19 protein-coding genes are annotated in these 18,111 nt (G+C 73.5%); 6 read left to right on the top strand and 13 right to left on the bottom strand.

Annotated features, from left to right (window positions below):
- Window positions 1–235 precede the first annotated feature (235 nt).
- Both ACZ7LY_RS29765 and ACZ7LY_RS29760 read right to left on the bottom strand, forming a co-directional pair.
- The gene (locus tag ACZ7LY_RS29765; RefSeq protein WP_471627847.1) at window positions 236–1,741 is read right to left on the bottom strand and encodes an aldehyde dehydrogenase family protein; all 1,506 of its coding nucleotides are present in this window, start codon (window positions 1,739–1,741) and stop codon (window positions 236–238) included.
- A gap of 101 nt (window positions 1,742–1,842) precedes the next feature.
- Complete coding sequence (locus tag ACZ7LY_RS29760; protein ID WP_471627846.1) at window positions 1,843–2,790, bottom strand: LysR family transcriptional regulator; 948 nt, start codon at window positions 2,788–2,790, stop codon at window positions 1,843–1,845.
- 128 nt (window positions 2,791–2,918) lie between these two features.
- On the opposite strand from ACZ7LY_RS29760, the gene snpA reads away from it, so the two are divergent.
- Window positions 2,919–3,575 (top strand): snapalysin, encoded by a 657-nt coding sequence (gene snpA / locus ACZ7LY_RS29755; protein ID WP_471627875.1) that lies wholly within the window; start codon window positions 2,919–2,921, stop codon window positions 3,573–3,575.
- Between the two features lie 245 nt (window positions 3,576–3,820).
- Here snpA and ACZ7LY_RS29750 read toward each other — a convergent pair whose 3' ends face one another.
- The 3 genes from ACZ7LY_RS29750 to ACZ7LY_RS29740 all read right to left on the bottom strand — a co-directional run bounded on the left by ACZ7LY_RS29750 (window position 3,821) and on the right by ACZ7LY_RS29740 (window position 5,965).
- Complete coding sequence (locus tag ACZ7LY_RS29750; protein ID WP_471627845.1) at window positions 3,821–4,216, bottom strand: DUF7144 family membrane protein; 396 nt, start codon at window positions 4,214–4,216, stop codon at window positions 3,821–3,823.
- A gap of 253 nt (window positions 4,217–4,469) precedes the next feature.
- On the bottom strand, window positions 4,470–5,486 hold the full coding sequence (locus ACZ7LY_RS29745; protein WP_471627844.1) for a hypothetical protein: 1,017 nt from the start codon (window positions 5,484–5,486) through the stop codon (window positions 4,470–4,472).
- A gap of 62 nt (window positions 5,487–5,548) precedes the next feature.
- The gene (locus ACZ7LY_RS29740; protein WP_471627843.1) at window positions 5,549–5,965 is read right to left on the bottom strand and encodes a hypothetical protein; all 417 of its coding nucleotides are present in this window, start codon (window positions 5,963–5,965) and stop codon (window positions 5,549–5,551) included.
- Between the two features lie 275 nt (window positions 5,966–6,240).
- Here ACZ7LY_RS29740 and ACZ7LY_RS29735 point away from each other — a divergent pair, with 275 nt between their 5' ends.
- A complete protein-coding gene (locus ACZ7LY_RS29735) occupies window positions 6,241–6,903 on the top strand; it encodes an NAD(P)-dependent oxidoreductase (protein WP_471627842.1) in 663 nt (220 codons plus the stop codon).
- Here the strand turns inward: ACZ7LY_RS29735 and ACZ7LY_RS29730 are convergent.
- The 4 genes from ACZ7LY_RS29730 to ACZ7LY_RS29715 all read right to left on the bottom strand — a co-directional run bounded on the left by ACZ7LY_RS29730 (window position 6,831) and on the right by ACZ7LY_RS29715 (window position 10,468).
- Window positions 6,831–8,129: a PP2C family protein-serine/threonine phosphatase gene (locus tag ACZ7LY_RS29730; RefSeq protein WP_471627841.1), complete on the bottom strand. Its 1,299-nt coding sequence runs from the start codon at window positions 8,127–8,129 to the stop codon at window positions 6,831–6,833. The genes ACZ7LY_RS29735 and ACZ7LY_RS29730 overlap by 73 nt on opposite strands.
- Window positions 8,130–8,370: 241 nt before the next feature.
- On the bottom strand, window positions 8,371–9,207 hold the full coding sequence (locus ACZ7LY_RS29725; protein ID WP_471627840.1) for a ParB/RepB/Spo0J family partition protein: 837 nt from the start codon (window positions 9,205–9,207) through the stop codon (window positions 8,371–8,373).
- Window positions 9,207–9,998, bottom strand: coding sequence for a ParA family protein (locus ACZ7LY_RS29720; protein ID WP_471627839.1), 792 nt, complete (start codon window positions 9,996–9,998; stop codon window positions 9,207–9,209). Before ACZ7LY_RS29720 ends, ACZ7LY_RS29725 begins: the two co-directional genes overlap by 1 nt.
- Window positions 9,999–10,039: 41 nt before the next feature.
- Window positions 10,040–10,468 (bottom strand): ATP-binding protein, encoded by a 429-nt coding sequence (locus ACZ7LY_RS29715; protein WP_471627838.1) that lies wholly within the window; start codon window positions 10,466–10,468, stop codon window positions 10,040–10,042.
- 225 nt (window positions 10,469–10,693) lie between these two features.
- Here ACZ7LY_RS29715 and ACZ7LY_RS29710 point away from each other — a divergent pair, with 225 nt between their 5' ends.
- A complete protein-coding gene (locus ACZ7LY_RS29710) occupies window positions 10,694–11,542 on the top strand; it encodes a helix-turn-helix domain-containing protein (RefSeq protein ID WP_471627837.1) in 849 nt (282 codons plus the stop codon).
- Entirely contained in the window at window positions 11,502–11,774 is a 273-nt protein-coding gene (locus ACZ7LY_RS29705; RefSeq protein WP_471627836.1) for a DUF397 domain-containing protein, read from the top strand. Before ACZ7LY_RS29710 ends, ACZ7LY_RS29705 begins: the two co-directional genes overlap by 41 nt.
- On the opposite strand, the gene ACZ7LY_RS29700 is transcribed toward ACZ7LY_RS29705, so the two are convergent.
- Window positions 11,691–12,965 carry an MFS transporter gene (locus ACZ7LY_RS29700; RefSeq protein WP_471627835.1) on the bottom strand — a complete coding sequence of 425 codons (1,275 nt, stop codon included), beginning with the start codon at window positions 12,963–12,965 and terminating at the stop codon, window positions 11,691–11,693. The two genes, ACZ7LY_RS29705 and ACZ7LY_RS29700, sit on opposite strands and share 84 nt — an antisense overlap.
- 80 nt (window positions 12,966–13,045) lie before the next feature.
- Here ACZ7LY_RS29700 and ACZ7LY_RS29695 point away from each other — a divergent pair, with 80 nt between their 5' ends.
- Entirely contained in the window at window positions 13,046–13,999 is a 954-nt protein-coding gene (locus ACZ7LY_RS29695; RefSeq protein ID WP_471627834.1) for a LysR family transcriptional regulator, read from the top strand.
- A gap of 319 nt (window positions 14,000–14,318) precedes the next feature.
- Here the strand turns inward: ACZ7LY_RS29695 and ACZ7LY_RS29690 are convergent, their stop codons facing one another.
- The gene (locus ACZ7LY_RS29690) at window positions 14,319–15,062 is read right to left on the bottom strand and encodes a cobalt-precorrin-6A reductase (protein ID WP_471627833.1); all 744 of its coding nucleotides are present in this window, start codon (window positions 15,060–15,062) and stop codon (window positions 14,319–14,321) included.
- A 205-nt stretch (window positions 15,063–15,267) separates the two neighbouring features.
- Here ACZ7LY_RS29690 and ACZ7LY_RS29685 point away from each other — a divergent pair, with 205 nt between their 5' ends.
- A complete protein-coding gene (locus tag ACZ7LY_RS29685) occupies window positions 15,268–15,993 on the top strand; it encodes a DUF4232 domain-containing protein (protein WP_471627832.1) in 726 nt (241 codons plus the stop codon).
- 4 nt (window positions 15,994–15,997) lie between these two features.
- On the opposite strand, the gene cobM is transcribed toward ACZ7LY_RS29685, so the two are convergent.
- Window positions 15,998–16,747 carry a precorrin-4 C(11)-methyltransferase gene (gene cobM / locus ACZ7LY_RS29680; RefSeq protein WP_471627831.1) on the bottom strand — a complete coding sequence of 250 codons (750 nt, stop codon included), beginning with the start codon at window positions 16,745–16,747 and terminating at the stop codon, window positions 15,998–16,000.
- Entirely contained in the window at window positions 16,744–18,045 is a 1,302-nt protein-coding gene (gene cbiE, locus ACZ7LY_RS29675) for a precorrin-6y C5,15-methyltransferase (decarboxylating) subunit CbiE (protein ID WP_471627874.1), read from the bottom strand. Before cbiE ends, cobM begins: the two co-directional genes overlap by 4 nt.
- Window positions 18,046–18,111 lie beyond the last annotated feature (66 nt).

The raw sequence follows: 18,111 nt of genomic DNA, 5'->3' as shown, positions 1-18,111 counted from the left end.
GCCCCTCCGGCGATTGAGGAGCGGGGGCTGGGGCGGAGCCCCAGGGTGCCGGGTGCGTCGTGGCTGGTCGCGCAGTTCCCCGCGCCCCTTACGGGGGCTTGTCTCAGCGCTGGTAATTCAAGCCCCTCCGGCGATTGAGGAGCGGGGGCTGGGGCGGAGCCCCAGGGCGCGGGGTGCGTCGTGGCTGGGCGCGCAGTTCCCCGCGCCCCTGGCGGGGCTGATTCAGCCGGGGCTGTCAGTACGTGATGCAGGCTGAGTGCCAGGAGGTGTAGAAGTCGAAGACTTCGGGGGAGCACTCCGGCGGGCCGTACTGACTGGCCTTGTCCCCCACATGCGGAAGATGCGCATACGCCCCCACCCCCGCCCGATTCACATGAAGCATCCCCGCCTCGAACCGCGAAAGCGCCTCCCACACCCGCCCCTGAGACTCCGTGAACACCGTCCCCGACATCCCGTACTTCACGGAGTTGGCGATCCGCATCGCCTCCTCGAACCCGTCCGCGTCCACGACCGCGAGCACCGGCCCGAACACTTCCTCCTGCGCCAGCTCCGCGTCCCACGGCACATCCCGCACCACGGTCGCCTGCACATACGCCCCTTCGGGAAGGTCCGCCCGCCGCTCGGCACCGCCCCCGCACAGCACTTTCCCTCCGTCCCGCCGCGCCCCGGCGACCGCCGCGAGCGCCGCGTCCCGCCGGACGGTGTCGACGACGGGACACAGTTCGGACGCCGGGTCGAACCCGGGCCCGACGCGCAGCGCCCCGACCCGCGCGACGAGCCGGTCGAGGAACTCCTCCCGCACCCGCACGTCCACGACGGCCCGGCTGGTCGCCGAGCACCGCTGTCCCGCCTGCCCGAACGCCCCGTGCACGACCGCGTCGACGGCCTTGCCGAGATCCGCGTCGTCGCAGACCACGACCGCGTTCTTGCCGCCGAGTTCGAGTTGCGTACGCAGCAGCCGGTGGGCGCCGCCGGTGTGGATGGCGGTGCCGATGGCGAGCGATCCGGTGAAGCTGATGCCGGCGACGGCGGGGTTGGCGACGAGGGCCTCACCGGCGGCGGCGTCGCCCTGGACGAGGTTGAGCACCCCGTCCGGGAGTCCGGCCTCGCGGAACACGTCCACGAGCAGCGCCGAGGTCAGCGGGGTGAGCGGCGACGGCTTGAGGACGGCGGTGCAGCCGGACAGCAGCGCGGGCGCGACTTTCCACATGGGGATGGCGAGCGGGAAGTTCCAGGGGGCGATCAGCCCGACGACGCCGATCGGCTTGCGGAACGTATAGGCGAACGTACGGCGTTCCTCGGCGGGCGCGGTCACCCCGCCGAGCAGCCGCGCCTGCCCGGTCGTGAACTCCAGGACGGCGAGCGCCCGCCGCACCTCCCCGCGCGCCTCGGCGAGCAGTTTGCCCTGCTCACGCGTGATGGCGTACGCGACTTCCTCCGCGCGGCGCTCCAGGACGCGGTGTGCCCGGGTCAGGAAGGCGGCGCGTTCGACGGGTCCGATGCCGTGCCAGTCGGCGAGCGCGCGGCGCGCTTCCTCGACGGCGAGGTCCACGTCGGCGCCGCCCGATTCGGCGAACTCCCCGAGCACGTCGGAGAAGTCGGCCGGATTGATGTCGGGCCGGGTCTGCCCGGACTGCGCGTCGACCCACTTCCCGCCGATGTGATTGCGCGTCAGGCGGTCCGCCACCTCGAACCGTTCTCCCGCCACGTCGAACCGTGTCTCGCCCGGTGCCACAGCCATGGCCTGCTCCTTCGCAGCCGGTGGGATCGTTGCGGCCACCATCGCCCGGCGAACACCCGGCGAACAACGGGTGATCTGCCAATACCGTTCATAGGCCGCCGCTATGCGCCCGCGCCACCGCCGCCGCGCGCGAGCCGGTCGCGGTAGGCGGGGGCCTGCCGGGCGACCTCCTCGTACGCGGCCCGCAGGTCGGGCAGGACCGCGTCGAGTACGTCCTCGTCGCGCGCGGCGAGCAGCAGCCGTACGCCGACCGGGTCCCCGGCGAGTGGCCGGATCGCCATGTCGGGGCGGCCCAGCGAGGTCGGCTGGCACAGGGTGACGACCTCGCCGGTGGCGACGAGGGAGGCGGCGGTGAGGTAATCGCCGTGCAGGACGCGGGGGTTGAGCCCGGCGGCCCGCAGCGCGCGCAGCAGCCCGTGCCATTCGCCGTCCACGGTCGGGTCGACCATCCACCGGTCTCCGGCGAGGTCGGTGAGGCGTACGACGGGTCTGCGCGCGGCCGGATGGTCGCCCGCGAGGGAGACGAACTGCGGTTCGCGGTCGACGAGGACGCGGGTGACGAGGCCGGGCGGCAGCCGCAGCGGGCAGCCGTCCACCTCGTGCACGAACGCCACGTCGAGGCGGCCGTCGGCGAGCAGGCGGAGCAGGGCGTGGGCGGAGACGTCCATGCGCAGGGACGGTTCTCCGGCGGCGCAGGCGGGGCCCGTGCGCAGGCGGCGCAGCCAGCCGGGCAGGGCGCGGCTCGCGGTGGAGCCGATGCGCAGGGGGCCGGTGCGTTCGGCGGCGGCCGCCGCGCGGGTCTCGTCGACGAGGGTGCGCAGGGAGTCGACGAGGGGGCGGGCGCGGGTGAGCAGGACGCGGCCGAGGGGGGTGGGGCGGCAGCCGGTGCGTTCGCGGGTGAACAGGGGGCCGCCGAGGGTGTTCTCGATCCGGCGCAGCTGTGTGCTCAACGAGGGCTGCGTCAAGCCCAGTTGGCGGGCCGCCTTGTGCAGGCTGCCGGTGTCCTCGATCGCGCACAGGGCGCGCAGGTGCCGCACCTCCAGCTCCATGGACGATGAGCGTAGGACGGTGCCGGGTGTGCCGCCAGGGCGACAACTGGCCGCTGATAGCGCCGCGTTATCGCCTTTCGCCATCATCCCCGTGGGCCCCGCGCGCCTCCATCATCACTTGCATGACCATGACAGCACCCCCCACAGTCATCCGTGCCCTCGCCGCCGCGCTCGGGGCCGGCCTCTCCCTCACGGCGCTCGCCGCGGCGCCCGCGTCCTCGGCGCCCGCCGCGCCCGCCACCGCGTCGGCGCCGGCCGCCGTCGGGTACGCCGGGTCCGCCGAGGACGCCGCCGCGAACAAGGCGTTCTTCCAGGCGGTCCTCAAGTCCGTCGCCAAGAAGCGCGCCGCGAACCCCGGCGCGGCGACCGTCACCGTCCTCTACAACACGGCCAACGCGCCGTCCTTCCGGCAGCAGATAGCGAACAGCGCCTCCATCTGGAACTCCTCCGTCAGCAACGTCAAGCTCCAGGCCACCTCGTCCGGCGGGGACTTCGCGTACTACGAGGGCAACGACTCGCGCGGGTCGTACGCGTCCACGGACGGGCACGGGCGGGGGTACATCTTCCTGGACTACGCCCAGAACCAGCAGTACAACTCCACGCGGGTGACGGCGCACGAGACGGGGCATGTCCTTGGGCTGCCGGACCACTACTCCGGGCCTTGCAGTGAGCTGATGTCGGGCGGGGGTCCGGGTCCGTCCTGCACGAACCCCTACCCGAACACGACGGAACGAGCCCGAGTAAACCAACTCTGGGCGTATGGCCTCGCGGCCCTGAAGAACTAACAACAAGCGCAGTTCCCCGCGCCCCTGAGGTGACAGCCCCGGCGGGTGGGTTCTTCGTCTGACGGTCGCGTCGTGGCTGGTCGCGCAGTTCCCCGCGCCCCTGGAGGGGCGACTTCGTCGCCACCTCCTCCCCTGGGGAGCTGGGGCGCAGCCCCGCTCCTCAGGGGCGCGGGGAACTGCGCGAGACGCCCCACCGGCCGGTGGATGGTCGACTACCTAGGGGCGCGGGGAACTGCGCAATGCGGTCACTTCGGGATGCCCGCGCCCCGCTCTGAGGGGTTGGCCAGGGCCCAGATCACGAAGACTCCGATGCCGATCGAGACGACGGACCAGACAGGCGCGTAGGGCAGAAAGAGGAAGTACTCCACGATGTAGAGCGCCGCCAACGCGATCCCGGCCCCCCGAGCCCAGTCCGCCCCCTTGAGCACCCCCCACCCAGTCACGAGCACCAGCACCCCGATGACAAGGTGGATCCACCCCCAGGTCGTGAGATCGAACGCGTAGACGTAATCGCCGACCCGCCCGTACACGTCGTCCTTGGCGATCCCGGCGATCCCGTTCAGAATCCCCAGCGCCCCGCTGACCAGCATGAGCACTCCGGCGAAGACGACCCCGCCACTGACCCACGCGGCCCGCCGCAACGCGTCCGCCGACTCAGGCTCCCCCCGATGCCGCCCTCCGGCGTCACCCCCATCGCCCCCACCAGGCGCACCTGGCCCACCGGACCCACCGGAAGCCCCACCGGGCCCACCAGGCCCGCCGGAGACCCCACCAGGCCCCCCGGGCCCATCGGGACCCGCCTCACCCGCCCCACCGGGAACCCCCGTCACCGCACGGGAGCTCTGCCAGCCATCCGTCCCCGGCGTCTGCGACGCCACCCCCGGCGCGGGCGCCTCACCCGGGACCGGCCCCGGGAGGTCGCCGGCCCGTTCCGGGGGCCATGGGGGCGGGGGAGTACGAGGGTCGTGGCCCGGTTCGCGGACCGGTTCGTTCGGGGTGTTCTCGCTCATCGGGGCGCCTCCTGACGTCACTCAAATGCTCCGCCCGCCCGCCGCCCCCGGCACCTCGCGCGCCGCCGAACGGGCGACCCCACCACCCCGCGCCCCACGCCACGAGGGCGACGAAGACCCCCGCCCCGGCGATCACCCAGGAGGCCGTCCGCATGGACGCGGTGAGGGCGTCGTACACCGCGCCCGCGGCGGCCCGGTCCGCGCCGGAGGCCAGCCCGTCGAGGGTCAGCGCCCGCGAGAGGGTGAGCGCCAGCGGCAGGCACGCGGCGGCGAACGCGACCCCCGCCGCCGTCAGGGCGAGCGCGAGCCGCCGGCGCGGGGCGAGCAGCAGTCCCGTAAGTCCGCAGGCGAGGGCCGCGCAGGGCAGCCAGGCCCCGGCGAGCTGAAGACCCCGGAACAGGTACCGCAGCCGCCCGAGGTCACCGGCGGAGAGCAGGGTGATCTCGGTGTGGGTGACGGGGATGCGCCCGGCGAACGGCACCCCGTCCGACCGCAGCCGCTCCCGCACCTGCGCGGTGACCGGCGCGAGGTCGAGGGTGACGGGGCCGGTGCTGCCGGAGTCGAGGGCGCGTTGCACGGCGTCGTGGGCGGCGCGGTTGGCGGTGTCCCAGGCCCCCTGGAAGGCGTCCGTGCCGGTGAACGACACCACCGCGTCGTGCAGGTACTCCCCGACGGCGCCCCGCAACGCCGCCGGGCCGGTGTCGAGGCCGTCGAGGACCCCGGCGGTGACGGCGTCGGCGACGGAGTTCTGCACGGCGGGCTCGGTGGCGAGCGGGGCCATCGTGCCGACGTAGCGGTCGCTGTCGCCGATCTCGTACGCGGCCCAGGTCGAGAGCGTGCCCACGGGTACGAGGAGGCAGGCGAGGACCAGCAGTACGGCGGAGGCGCTTCGACGGATCACCGTCCCAGCGAACCCCGGCGCGGCCCCCGGAGCGACCCGGGCCCCGCATCTGGCGTACGCCGCTAGACGTACTCGCTGGCCGAGTAATACCGGTAGTACGTTGCTACGAATGTCGCCGCGCCGATGATCGCGCCGAGCAGGATCGCCCAGAGGACGGCGGAGCCCGACAGCGAGTTCAGGAAGCCGACGCTCACGCCCGCGAGGGTGCCCCAGGCGGCGGCGCGGGCGAAGAAGTGGCGTCCCGCCTGGGCCGCGGACCATTGGTGTACGGCGAAGCAGAGTACGGCGAGCAGGGCGCCGGAGATCAGGCCGAGGGCGATGTTGCCCGCGGTGACCTCGCCGCCGTCGCGGGCGGTACTGGCCGTCCAGAAGCCGTAGGCGATGCCGGCCAGGGCGGGTAGTGCGGTGCCGGTGCCGGTCGGACTGAGGGTGTTGCCGCCGACCCGGCGACGAGACACACGCCCCACATACTGAGCCATCCCAACCACCTCCATCCCCCCAATCCATTGACCCCGCTCCATAGACCCCCCGCAACTCAGCCCCGCCAGGGGCGCGGGGAACTGCGCGAGAAGCCCCACCGGGCTGAACTGAACGCACAACGTGCACCGACCCGGCGCGGGGGCGGGGGCCGCCCGATAGGCACCGGCGCTGGCAGCCCCGCCAGGGGCGCGGGGAACTGCGCGATCAGCCACGACGCAAGCCGCACCCGAAGAACCGACATGCGGCGCAAGCCACCCCGTGTTTCGCTGACCCCATGGATGCCACGAACCCCGTACACCTCATCCTGTTCGGAGCCACAGGCATGATCGGCAGCCGCATCGCCGCAGAGGCGACCGCCCGCGGCCACAAGGTCACCGCGGTGAGCCGCTCGGGCGCGAACCCGACCCCGGATTCCCCCGGCACCACCCCGGCCAGGGGCGACGCCGCCGACCCCGCCCAGGTCACCGAGCTGGCCGCAGGCCACACCGTGGTCGCCTCCGCGCTGTCCCCGCCGAGGGACGGCTCGGACCCCCGCACCCCGTTCGTGGAGACGTACCAGTCCCTCCTGGAAGGCATCCGCGCGGCCGGGGTGCACCGCCTGGTCGTGGTGGGCGGCGCGGGCGGCCTGGAGGTCGCCCCGGGCGAGGTCCTGTCGGACCAGCCGGGCTTCCCGGACGCGTATCTGGGCGAGGCGCTGGCCCAGCGGGACCTGCTGGCGCTCCTGGAGACGGTGGAGGACCTCGACTGGACGTACGTCTCCCCGGCGGCGGAGATCGCCCCGGGCGAGCGCACCGGCGACTTCCGCATCGGCGGCGACCGCCTGATGACGGACGCGAACGGCGAGAGCCGCATCAGCGCGGAGGACTACGCCATCGCCTTCGTGGACGAACTCGAACGCGACGCCCACGCCAGGGGCAGGATGTCCGTCGCGTACTGACGCCGGCCCTTCCACCCGTCGCCGCGCGGAACGTAGAGCGCCAGGTCCGCGTCGGACGTGTCGCGGGCCGGGAGCATCGCGGCGGTGCGCCGGATGACGGTGATGGCGGCGTCGTCGCTGGGCGGCCCGGCGCGGTGGGCATGGAGGTCGATGGCGAGCCGCCGCAGCAGTTCCGCGGGGTGTTCGCTGCCGGTGCGCGGCCCGGTGAGCGCGGGCAGCCGTTCCCGTACGGGGTAGAACGCGCCCTCCGCGTCCCGGCACTCGGTCACCCCGTCGGTGAACAGCACGAGGGTGTCGCCGGGCCCGAACGGCAGCCGTACGGCCCGGGGCGGTTCGCCGCCGAGGCCGTCCATGCCGAGGGGGAGGCAGGGCGGTACGTCCGGGGTGTGGACGGTGCCGTCGGGGGAGACGACGAGGGGCGGTTCATGCCCGAAGTTGATGACGTCGACGACGCGCCCCTCGTGCGGGAAGTGCAGCAGCAGCCCGGTGGAGAACACGTCGGGGTGGTCGGGGTGCCGGGTGGCGCGGGCCCACGCGTTGTAGCGCTGCATGGACACTTCGAGCCGGCGCGCGACCTCGGCGACGTCCTCCTCGTGGTACGCGGCCTCGCGGAACGCCCCGAGGAGTGACGCGGACGCGGACACCGCCGGCAGCCCCTTGCCGCTGACGTCGCCGAGGACGGCGCGGACGCCGTGCGGGGAGGGCTGGAAGTCGTACCAGTCGCCGCCGATGCGGGCGGCCCGTGCGGCGGGCTGGTAGAAGTCGGCGAGGTGCAGGGTGCCGATGCGTTCGGGCAGGGGGCGCATGACGGCCCGCTGGGTGGCCTCGGCGACGTCGGTGACGGCCTGGAGGCGGGCCTGCTGTTCCTCCTTGCGGCGGGCGATGAGGACGCCGAGGACGCCTCCGCTGCCGATCATCAGCGTGCCGAGCCCGCCGAACGGGGTGGGGCCCACGACCTGGAGGACCATGCTCGCGCCGAGCAGCAGCCCGCTGACGACGGCCGTCGTGAGGACGGGGGCGATCTGCGCGACGACGACGGGGACGAGCCCGAGCAGGAACCGGGCGCGGAACTCGTCGGGCGTGAACCCGTCGAGGGCGATGATCGGGACGACCATGCCGACGACCACGAGGACGACGGCACGCCAGCCGCCCGCGGGGCGGACCGTGCCGTGCCGGGCCTCGCGGGCGGGTGTCTGGTAGTAGCTGCTGGCGGTACGAAAGGGCATCGCACGTACAACCCTCCAACACCCCCCACCCCGCAAACAGGGCCAAAAGTCCACAACCCCAGGGGGGTAAGCCCCGCCCCCCGATCCCCGCCAGGTTCCAGCGCCCCGTAAGGGGCGCGAGGAACTGCGCGAGAAGCCCCACCGGCGGAAAGCCGACCCCCGACCCCAAGGGGCAGCCCCGTAAGGGGCGCGGGGAACTGCGCAAAACGCCCACCCCAGCGGACCTGAACCCCAGATCTCCCTACTTCCCGCCCACCCCCAAAAGCTCCCGCACCCGATCCACCGCCGCAGGCGCGAAATGCCGCCGCAGCACAGCGACCACCTCCTCAGGAGAAGCCCCCGCCTCCAACTTGATTACGCCGTAATCACGCCCCCGCCCCCCACCCCGGGCAGCAGGCACGAACCCCGCACCCCCCGACTCCGCCCCGTCACCGGGCAGCCTCTGCTCCTCCCGGGGCAGCCGCGCGATGCGCCGCGCGTCCTCCACACAGATCCGCCCATCGGCGAGCGCCTCCTGAAGATCCTCCCGGAGCTTCATCAGGGACAGCCGCTGCGAGACGAACCCCTGCGTCTTCCCGATCCGCGCGGCGACCTGCCGCTGGGAGTACCCGTACGTACGGATGAGCCCATGGATGGCCTGCGCCTGCTCCAGCTCGGTCAGATCGTCGCGCTGGACGTTCTCGATGAGCGCGTCCTCGTCGGACCGGGTGGCGTCCTCCCGTACGAGCACCGGCACCTCGTCCAGCCCCGCCATTTTCGCGGCGGCCAGCCGCCGGTGCCCGTGCAGCACGACGTACGGCGCCGAACCCACCGCCGCCTCGTGCTGCGGCCGGGCCGCGAGGAAGACGGCGGCGGGGACGACCCCGAGCGCCTGGAGCACTCCGCGCTCCCGCAGGGTCTCCGCGAGCCCGTCGAGGTCGCGCAGCTCGTGCCGGGGGTTGTCGGGGTTCTCCACGAGGTCGCTGACGGGCACGGTCAGCGGTGTGGTGTCGGGCCGCCGGGGCGCGGGCGCGCCGCCGGAACCGGCCCCGGCCTCGCCCCCGGTGAGCAGCGACGACAGATCGGTACGGCGGCCCATCAGGTGGTCACCTTCTTCTTCGGCTTGGCGGCGGAGCCGGACGCGGACTTCTTGCGGGGCGCCCGCGCGGGCTTGGGGATAGTGGCGAGGCCGACTTCGAGGGCGAGCCGGAAGAAGTCCTCGCGGGCCTGGAGGGCGACCTTGTTGGCGCCGTACTGGGTGACGACGAGCCCGTCGGCGCTGGCCCGGGTGTGCAGCTTGTAGTGGCGTACGACGGTACGGGCCAGGGGCCAGCCCTGCGCCTCGACGAACGCCCGGGTCTGCTCCAGATCCGCCTTGCCGTCGCGCGGGTCCCAGTTGTTGATGACCACGCGGAACGGCAGCCCGCGCGGCCGGACGACCTTCTCGACCGTGCGCTGAGTGGGCTGGAAGCCGAGGGGTTCGGGCTCGATGGGCACGATGACGTCGGTGGCGTTGGACAGGACCGCGCGCAGGGCGTCGGCGGCGGCGCCCTTGCCGAGCGGGTCGCCGCCCTCGGACTCGGCGAGGTCGAGCCAGCCCGGGGTGTCCACGAAGACGTGCTGCGCGGACGGGATACGGGACAGCGCGGCGAGGCCCGCGAGGTCGTCGTGGGCCTGCACGAAGTCGAACGGCAGTCCCTCGCCCACCCGCTCGGACCACCACACGGCCGAGCCCTGCGGGTCGATGGAGACGGCGACGACCGGCGGCCGGCCGTCGTCGCCGGGCCGGGCGCCGCCGAGCACGTCGGCGGTGACGGCGGCCAGGTTCACGGCCAGCGTGGACTTACCCACGCCGCCCTTCTGATTGAGGATCACATGTACGCGTGCCACGAAGACTCCCTAAGTGGTGCATTTGGGGCGCGTGTTCGTGGTTACTGTGGCAGTGGCGCGTCGGCGTCGCGCGCTGTACACGCCGTGGGGGCCTTGGAGGGCTGCGCGTCACACTCGAACCAGACCGTCTTGCCGGGCCCGCTGCGGTACGTCCCCCAGCGGTCCGTCACCGCCTCCACGAGCAGCAGCCCGCGCCCGCCCTCGGCCATCCCCGGGTCCGCGCACGGCCGGGGCGGACGCGGGTCGCCGTCCCCGACCTCGACGCGTACGCCGCCCTTCTGCCGCAGGATCAGCAGCGAGCAGCGGCTGCCGGGGACGTGGCGGACCACGTTGGCCAGGAGTTCCGTGGCGGCCAGCTCGACCGCGTCCGTCAGCTCCGGCATCTCCCATTGCCGCAGGTAGATCCGGATGATCCGGCGCACATGCTGGGCGGAGTGCGCGCTGACGGTGATGTTCATGGTGTGCTGCACGGTGACTCCCGTGTCCGTAAGGCCAGTTGAGCATCACCCAGCGTGGGGGCTCGCGGGCGCGACACGGCAGGGGTCCACCGCAAACAAGTGCGCTTGTGAGAGCGGGCCAAACGAGTGGGGAAGTTGGGGCCGAACGCGCCTTCACGCCCTGTTGCGCGCCCCCGCGCCGCCGCTACGTTCTGTCACGGCGGGGAGACCAACCGTGACACCTGTTGGGGGTCCATCATGAGCACCATCCGGCAACTCGACCCGAGCGCGTCGCCGCTCGACCACTTCGGTTCTGAGCTGCGGTATTGGCGTGAGGCCGCGGGTCTCAGTCAGACGCAGCTCGGCCGGCAACTGTTCTGTACGGCGTCGTTGATCGGCCAGATCGAGACGGCGCACAAGGTTCCCACCCGGGAGTTCGCGGATCGGGTGGACGCCATCTTCGACACCAGGGGCTCGTTCGGGCGCCTGGTCGGCCTCGTCCTGCGGTCGCAACTCCCGTCCTGGTTCCAGGAGTACGCGGGTCTGGAGGCGAAGGCGACCTACATCTCGACGTACCAGCCGCAGGTGGTCCATGGCCTCTTGCAGACGGAAGCGTACGCGCGAGCCGTGATGCAGGCACCGCATCCGCCGAACCTGGACGAGCTGGTCGCCGCTCGTCTGGATCGGCAGCGAGTCCTGGACGGGAAGGACGCCCCGCAGGTGTGGGTGGTGCTGGACGAAGCGGTCCTGTACCGAGCCATCGGCGGCCGGGACGTTATGTGGAACCAGCTCGCGCACCTGCTGGAATTCCAGGACAAGCGGCACGTCAACGTGCAGGTGATCCCCTTCGCGGCGGGTCAACACACGGCGCTCAGCGGCTCATTCACGCTCATGAGGTTCGCTGCGGACCCGGACATCGTGTATACGGAGGATTTCGTCCAAGGGCATGCGACCGCCGATACCGAGAAGTACAAGGATGGGTCGTTCCTCTATGCTCGCTTGCAGGCTGCTGCCCTCTCCGTAGAGGATTCAGCGGCACTGATCAGCCGCGTGATGGAGGAGCAATATGGCGAGGACCCTGATGCTGGAGAACGCGGCCTGGCGTAAGTCCAGCTACAGCGGCAGCAACGGCGGCGAGTGCGTCGAGTGCGCGCCTCTCCATGGCGTGACCTGGAAGAAGTCCTCGTACAGCGGCGACAGCGGCGGCGAGTGCGTCGAGGTCGCCAATCGGCCGCACGTGATTGCGATCCGGGACTCAAAGAACCCGCACGGCGGAGCCCTCACCGTCGGTCCCGCGGCCTTCGCCGCGTTCACCGCGTTCGCGGCGGGGCGGCGCTGACCGCAGCGGCATCAACAGGATCGGCGTCGCCAGGGCCATGAGCCCGGCGGCGCCGACCGCGTTCCGGGGCCCGACCAGGACCGCGAGGGCGCCCCACGCGGCGGTGAGCGAGGCCGTGACCAGGCCGTTGGTCACGGACCACGCCGACAGCACCCGCGCCACCTTGTCCGGCTCCGCCCGCCGCAGGCGATACGTGGCGAAGGCCGGGTTGAAGACTCCGCAGGCCGTGACGAGGCCGAACTCGACGGTGACGGCGACGGCGAGCCCGTACGGGCCCGGGCCGATGAACACGAGGCCGAGCGGCCAGATCGCGCGGGCGATGCCGGACGCGAGGACGATCCGGCGTTCGCCGTGGCGGGCACACAGGGGGCGGGCGAGGCGGGCGCCGAGGAGGCCGCCCAGGCACGGCAGGCCGCCGAAGGCGAGCCCGTACTGCCAGGGGGCGAAGCCGAGTTCGCCGACGAGGCGGACGACGAGCAGGGGGACGGCGACCATGACGGAGGCGTTGAACAGCAGCGTGTTCAGGAACATGCCGCGCAGCAGCCGGTCGCGCCAGACGGAACGCCAGCCCTCCGCGATCCCGGCGAGCCCCGGGGGCGTACCGGCGCGGCGCGGCGGCTCGGGCTCGGGGGAGCGCAGGGCCCGTACGCCGAGGGCGGAGAGCAGGTAGCTCACGGCGTCCGCGGCGACCGTCACGAGCGGCCCGAACAGGCCGATGGCGGCGCCGCCGAGCGGGGGGCCGAGGGCGGTCGCGGTCCAGTTCGTCACTTCGAAACGGGAGGAGGCGAGCAGCAGACCGTCCGCCGGGACGAGCCCCTTGAGGTGGGCGCCGCTCGCGGACTTGAAGACGAGATCGGCGCCCGCGACGACCACGGCGACGGCGACGAGCTGCGCGAACGTCAGGGCGTCGAAGGCGTAGGCGAGCGGCAGCGTGGCGAGCGCGGCGCACCGCAGCAGGTCGGCGCCGATCATCACGGGCCGTTTGCGGCGGAACTCCACCCACGGGCCGAGCGGCACCGCCGCGACCGCGCCCGCCGCGAGGCCGGCCGCCGCGAGGAACGACACCTGGCCGGGCGAGCTGTGCAGCGCGAGCACCGCGACGAGCTGGAACGCGCCCAGCGCCAGCGCCGAACCCGCCGCGCTCGCCGCGTACGCGGCCCACAACCACCCGAAGTCCCGTCCCAGTCGCATCCCCGCATCCAACGGCCGGGGGCCCGCGTGCGGCAAACAACCGGCGGGCCCTGAGCCACAACCGGTGGTTGTATGGGCGGGTGACTCAAGACAGGGATCTGGACCCGCGGGCGCTGCGGACGTTCGTGCTGATCGCGGAACTGGGGTCGTTCCAGGCGGCGGCCGACGAGGCGGGTATCAGCCAGCAGGCGGCGTCGAAACGGGTGGCCGTGCTGGAGCGGGGGCTCGGGGTACGGCTGTTCGCGCGGACGGCGCGGGGGGTGCGGCTGACGCCCGAGGGCGCGGTGCTCCTGCCGCACGCCCGCGAGGTGCTGGCCGCGCTCGAACGGGCGGTGCTGGCCGTCGCGCCCGGGCGGCGGGCCCTGCGCGTCGATGTGCAGGGCACGCGGTCCGTGATGGCGGGGCTCCTCCAGGACTTCCACGCGGCGCACCCCGATGTGGAACTGGAAGTCGTCGCGCGGGCGGGCGGGCTGGCGGCCGTGGCGGCGGTGGGGGAGGGGGAGATCGACGCGGGGTTCTGGGCGGGGAGTCTGGCGGGCGGGCGGCGGCCGTCCTGGCTGCGGTCCGCGCGGGTGCTTGATGAGCCGGTGGAGCTGGTCGTCGGGCCGGGGCATCCGTGGGCGGCGCGGGCGTCCATCGGGCTCTCCGAGCTTCGTGGGGGGCGGGTGTGGATGCCGGCGTTGGATCTGTCCACGGAGTGGGGGATGTACTACGCGGAGTTGGCGCGGGCGTTCTCCTTCGAGCTGGACGTCTCCGGGCCGTCCTTCGGGCCTGATCATCAGGCGCGGGCGCTGGCGGCGTCTTCATCTCTGATGACGTTCTTCGGCGCGCGCACGCCGTTGCACCGGCCGGCGTCCTGGAACCTCCGCTACATCCCCCTGACGGATCCGACGCCGGTCTACCCGATCTCCCTGCTCTGGCGGTCAGACCCCGCGCACCCGTCCCTGCGGGCGCTGACGGCATCCCTGACATCGGCGTACACGCCACCAACGCCGCCAATCTGGACGCCCTGGCCTCCGGCCCGGTCAACCTGACGCGTTTTTAGCGCCGCCCCTTAAGAGTGACTCCCTGCGCCCCTGGGGTGAGTGGGTGGCTCAGCCGGTGGGGATCCTCGACTCTCGTCGTGGCTGGTCGCGCAGTTCCCCGCGCCCCTGGGGAGTTCCCAGGCGGAGGCTGCTTGTAGCTGAGGTTGCGCAGTTCCCCGCGCCCCTGAGGAGCGGGGCTTCGCCCCAGCTCCCCAGGGGGGAGGTGGCGACGCAGTCGCCCCTCCAGGGGCGCGGGGAACTGCGCGAGAAGCCCCACCGGGCGAAAGGTGATCGACTGCCAAGGGGCGCGGGGAACTGCGCAAGACGTTCAGGTCAGCGGGGCTTGGGTGGTCAGCCAGGTCAGGGTTTTGGGGACGTCGGGGGTTGTCGGGATACCCGGAGGGGCGGGTGGGCGGGTGATCAAAAGGACCGGGATGTTCAGGGCTCGGGCCGCTTCCAGCTTGGGGGCCGTGGACGCACCCCCACTGTCCTTGGTGACGAGGAGGTCAATGGCGTAACGGGAGAGGAGAGCACGTTCCTCGTCCAGAGTGAAAGGCCCCCGGGCGAGCAGGAGTTCCATCCGGGGCGGGACCGGCCCCTCGGGCGGCTCCACCGAACGTACGAGGAAGAACACATCCGGCACCCCGGCGAACGCCGCAAGCCCCGTACGCCCCGTACTGAGAAAAACCCGCCGAGCCCCCCGCAGGGCCCCCGCCGCCTCCCCAAGCGACCCGCACAACCGCCAGTCGTCCCCCGCCCGCCGCTCCCACCCGGCCCGCCGCAACGCCACCAGCGGAACCCCGGTCAGTTCAGCCGCCCGCGCCGCGTTGAAGCTGATGCGTTCCGCGAAGGGATGCGTGGCGTCGACGACGGCGTCCACCGCGTTCTCCCGCACCCAGGCGGCCAGCCCCTCCGCCCCGCCGAACCCTCCGACCCGTACCTCTCCGGGCGGCAGCCGGGGCGACGAGACGCGCCCCGCGAGCGAACTCGTCACCCGGACCCGGCCGTCCCCGGCCAGCGCCGCCGCCAGTTTCCGGCCCTCGGTCGTCCCGCCGAGGATGAGCACGTGCATCGGGAAGCCCCGCCCTTTCGTTCCGTCGTCCCGGTGGCCCGGGGCCTCCAGCACAGCACATGGCCGCCGGGTCCCGGCCGCCGCCCGCCACGGAAGCGTGACGGCCGTTCGCGCGGTCGGTAACAGGTCGCGTACGGGCGGGAGCGGCGCCCCGGCGCGGGGCAACACTCGGTTACGTCAGCACGACCGATCACGGGGGATCATCATGCCGATCACCATGCCCGCGCCCGCGAAGTGCGTCCTGGGGGCCGTCGCCCTCACCGCCCTGCTCGCCGTCACCGCCTGCGAACCCACCGGCTCCGACCAGAACGGCCCCGGCGCGACCGGCCAGGCCAGTTCCCCGGCCGCGCCCACCACACCGGCGACCGCGAAGAAGCCCACGGCCCACACGTCACCCACAGCGCCCACGGCCAAGGCCCCGGCGACCAAGACTCCGGCGACCGGAACTCCCGCCACCGCGACCCCCCGTACCGCCGCCCGGGCCTGCGCCGACCCGGACCTCTCCCTCACCACGTCCTTCTGGGAGCGGGACTCGGGCCAGCACCTGCTGATCACCGCGAAGAACATCGGCGGGACGTCCTGCACGCTGTACCACTACCCGTACGTGTTCCTCGGCCAGCGCACACGCTCCCCGCTCGGCCCGCTCGGCACCCCGCCGAAGGCGCTCGCCACGCTGGCGCCGGGGCAGCGGGCGTACGCGGGCGTCGCCGTGTTCAAGGGCGGCGAGAAGACGACGACGGTGACCTCGATGGGCGTCGGCTACCAGGGCCGCGAACCGGGCAGCAACAAGGACGTGGCCCCGCTGGACGTCCGCCTGCCCGACGGCGACCACGGCTTCCTGACCGTGGGCCCGCACCCGGCGGTCACGTACTGGAACGGCGACCGGCGCGCGATCGAGGACCTGCTGTTCCGTTCCGGGAGCGCCCGCTAGCGGTTCAGCAGGTGTGCCGGTCGCGTTCGGGCGAGTACAGGTGGCTGTCGCGGAACTCGGCGGCGGCCAGCGTCCGGCCCACGAGGATGACGGCGGTCCGCAGCACGCCCGCCTCCTTCACCTGGGCGGCGATGTCACCGAGGGTGCCGCGCAGGACGAGTTCGTCGGGGCGGCTGGCGTAGGCGACGACGGCGGCGGGGCAGTCGGCGCCGTAATGCGGCAGGAGTTCGCCGACGATGCGGTCCACGTACCGCGCGCCGAGGTGCAGCACGAGCAGGGCGCCGCTCGCCCCGAGCGTGGCGAGGTCCTCCCCGGCCGGCATGGGCGTGGCCTGCTGCGCGATCCGCGTGAGGATGACGGTCTGGCCCACGGTCGGCACGGTCAGCTCCCGCTTGAGCGCCGCGGCCGCCGCCGCGAACGCGGGCACGCCCGGCACGACCTCGTACGGGATGCCGCGCGCGTCGAGGCGGCGCATCTGCTCCGCGACCGCGCTGAACACCGACGGGTCGCCCGAGTGCAGCCGCGCCACGTCAAGCCCGGCGTCGTGCGCGGCGGCGAACTCCGCCTCGATGGCGTCCAGGTCGAGCCCGGCCGTGTCGACGAGCCGCGCGCCGGGCGGGCACTCGGCGAGGAGTTCGCGCGGGACGAGGGAGCCCGCGTACAGGCAGACCTGGCAGGCGGCGAGGGTGCGGGCGCCGCGCAGGGTGATGAGGTCGGCGGCGCCGGGTCCTGCGCCGATGAAGTACACGGTCATGGTGTCGTCCAGCCTGGGTCAGTTCGCGGGAGGTGGAGTTCCGGGGAAGCGGGCGGCTTGGTCACCGACCACTGCGTCACCGGCATCGCCTGCCGCCACCCCGTGAACCCGCCGACCGGCACGGCGTGCGCGACCGCGAGCCGGGTCAGTTCGCCGCCGTGGCGCCGGTGCCAGGCGCCGAGCAGCGCCTCGGACTCCAGCGTCACGGTATTGGCGACGAGCCGCCCGCCCGGGCCGAGCGCGTCCCAGCAGGCGTCGAGCAGACCGGGCGCGGTGAGCCCGCCGCCGATGAACACGGCATCGGGGCGCGGCAGTCCGGCGAGCGCGGCGGGCGCGGCACCGGTGACGACGGTGAGGGCGGGCACGCCGAGCCGGGCGGCGTTGCGGCCGATGCGGGCGGCGCGCTCGGGGCCGCGCTCGACGGTGACGGCACGGCACGAGGGGTGGGCGCGCATCCACTCGATGGCGATCGACCCGGAGCCGCCGCCGACGTCCCACAGGAGTTCGCCGGGGGCGGGGGCGAGCGCGGCGAGGGTCGCGGCCCGTACGTACCGCTTGGTGAGCTGCCCGTCGTGCTCGTACGCGGCGTCGGGCAGCCCGGGGACCGCGCCGAGGCGCAGGGCGTCCGGGGCGCGGCGGCAGGTCAGCGCGATGACGTTGAGGGGGTCGCCGGGGGTCGCCGTCCACGTCTCGGCGACACCCTCGTACGCGGCTTCGGCCTCGGAGCCGAGCTGTTCGAGGACGGTGAGCGTGCTGGGCCCGTACCCCCGGTCGGTGAGGAGGGCTGCGACCTCGGCGGGGGTCGCGGCACCGGTCGACAGGACGAGCAGGCGGCGCCCGTCGTGCAGGGCGGCGGCGAGCCGGTCGGCGGGACGGCCGACGAGGCTGACGACGTCGGTGTCCTCGACGGGCCAGCCGAGGCGGGCGCACGCGTACGAGACCGACGAGGGGTGCGGCAGCACGCGCAGCAGGCGGGGGTCGCCGAGGGCGTCCATGAGGGTGCGGCCGATGCCGTAGAACATGGGGTCGCCGCTGGCGAGCACGGCGAGGGCGCGGCCCTGGTGGGCGGCGAGCAGGCCGGGGACGGCGGGGCGCAGCGGGGACGGCCAGAGGACGCGTTCGGCGGATATCTCCGGGGGGAGCAGGGCGAGCTGGCGGGGGCCGCCGATGACGGTGGCGGCGGCGCGCAGCACGGCGCGGGAGGACTCGGGCAGGCCGGGCCAGCCGTCGGCGCCGATCCCTACGACGCTCGCCACGGGGTCGGGGGTCGCGTCGCCGGTCCTGACGGTGCTCGCCACGGGCTCGGGGTTCGCGTCGCCGGTCCCGATGGTGCCCGCCACGGGGTCGGGGGTCGCGTCGCCGGT

The sequence above is a fragment of the Streptomyces sp. NPDC107550 genome (assembly GCF_055639095.1).
Note: the sequence above shows the minus strand (reverse complement) of the source record. Positions and strands in the feature narration are given on the sequence as shown.

Excerpts from the sequence above, each read along its gene's own strand:
- ACZ7LY_RS29765 (WP_471627847.1), bottom strand. The coding sequence starts at position 1,741 with ATGGCTGTGGCACCGGGCGAGACACGGTTCGACGTGGCGGGAGAACGG.
- ACZ7LY_RS29760 (WP_471627846.1), bottom strand. The coding sequence starts at position 2,790 with ATGGAGCTGGAGGTGCGGCACCTGCGCGCCCTGTGCGCGATCGAGGAC.
- snpA (WP_471627875.1), top strand. The coding sequence starts at position 2,919 with ATGACAGCACCCCCCACAGTCATCCGTGCCCTCGCCGCCGCGCTCGGG.
- ACZ7LY_RS29740 (WP_471627843.1), bottom strand. The coding sequence starts at position 5,965 with ATGGCTCAGTATGTGGGGCGTGTGTCTCGTCGCCGGGTCGGCGGCAAC.
- ACZ7LY_RS29735 (WP_471627842.1), top strand. The coding sequence starts at position 6,241 with ATGGATGCCACGAACCCCGTACACCTCATCCTGTTCGGAGCCACAGGC.
- ACZ7LY_RS29730 (WP_471627841.1), bottom strand. The coding sequence starts at position 8,129 with ATGCCCTTTCGTACCGCCAGCAGCTACTACCAGACACCCGCCCGCGAG.
- ACZ7LY_RS29725 (WP_471627840.1), bottom strand. The coding sequence starts at position 9,207 with ATGGGCCGCCGTACCGATCTGTCGTCGCTGCTCACCGGGGGCGAGGCC.
- ACZ7LY_RS29710 (WP_471627837.1), top strand. The coding sequence starts at position 10,694 with ATGAGCACCATCCGGCAACTCGACCCGAGCGCGTCGCCGCTCGACCAC.
- ACZ7LY_RS29705 (WP_471627836.1), top strand. The coding sequence starts at position 11,502 with ATGGCGAGGACCCTGATGCTGGAGAACGCGGCCTGGCGTAAGTCCAGC.
- ACZ7LY_RS29700 (WP_471627835.1), bottom strand. The coding sequence starts at position 12,965 with ATGCGACTGGGACGGGACTTCGGGTGGTTGTGGGCCGCGTACGCGGCG.
- ACZ7LY_RS29690 (WP_471627833.1), bottom strand. The coding sequence starts at position 15,062 with ATGCACGTGCTCATCCTCGGCGGGACGACCGAGGGCCGGAAACTGGCG.
- ACZ7LY_RS29685 (WP_471627832.1), top strand. The coding sequence starts at position 15,268 with ATGCCGATCACCATGCCCGCGCCCGCGAAGTGCGTCCTGGGGGCCGTC.
- cobM (WP_471627831.1), bottom strand. The coding sequence starts at position 16,747 with ATGACCGTGTACTTCATCGGCGCAGGACCCGGCGCCGCCGACCTCATC.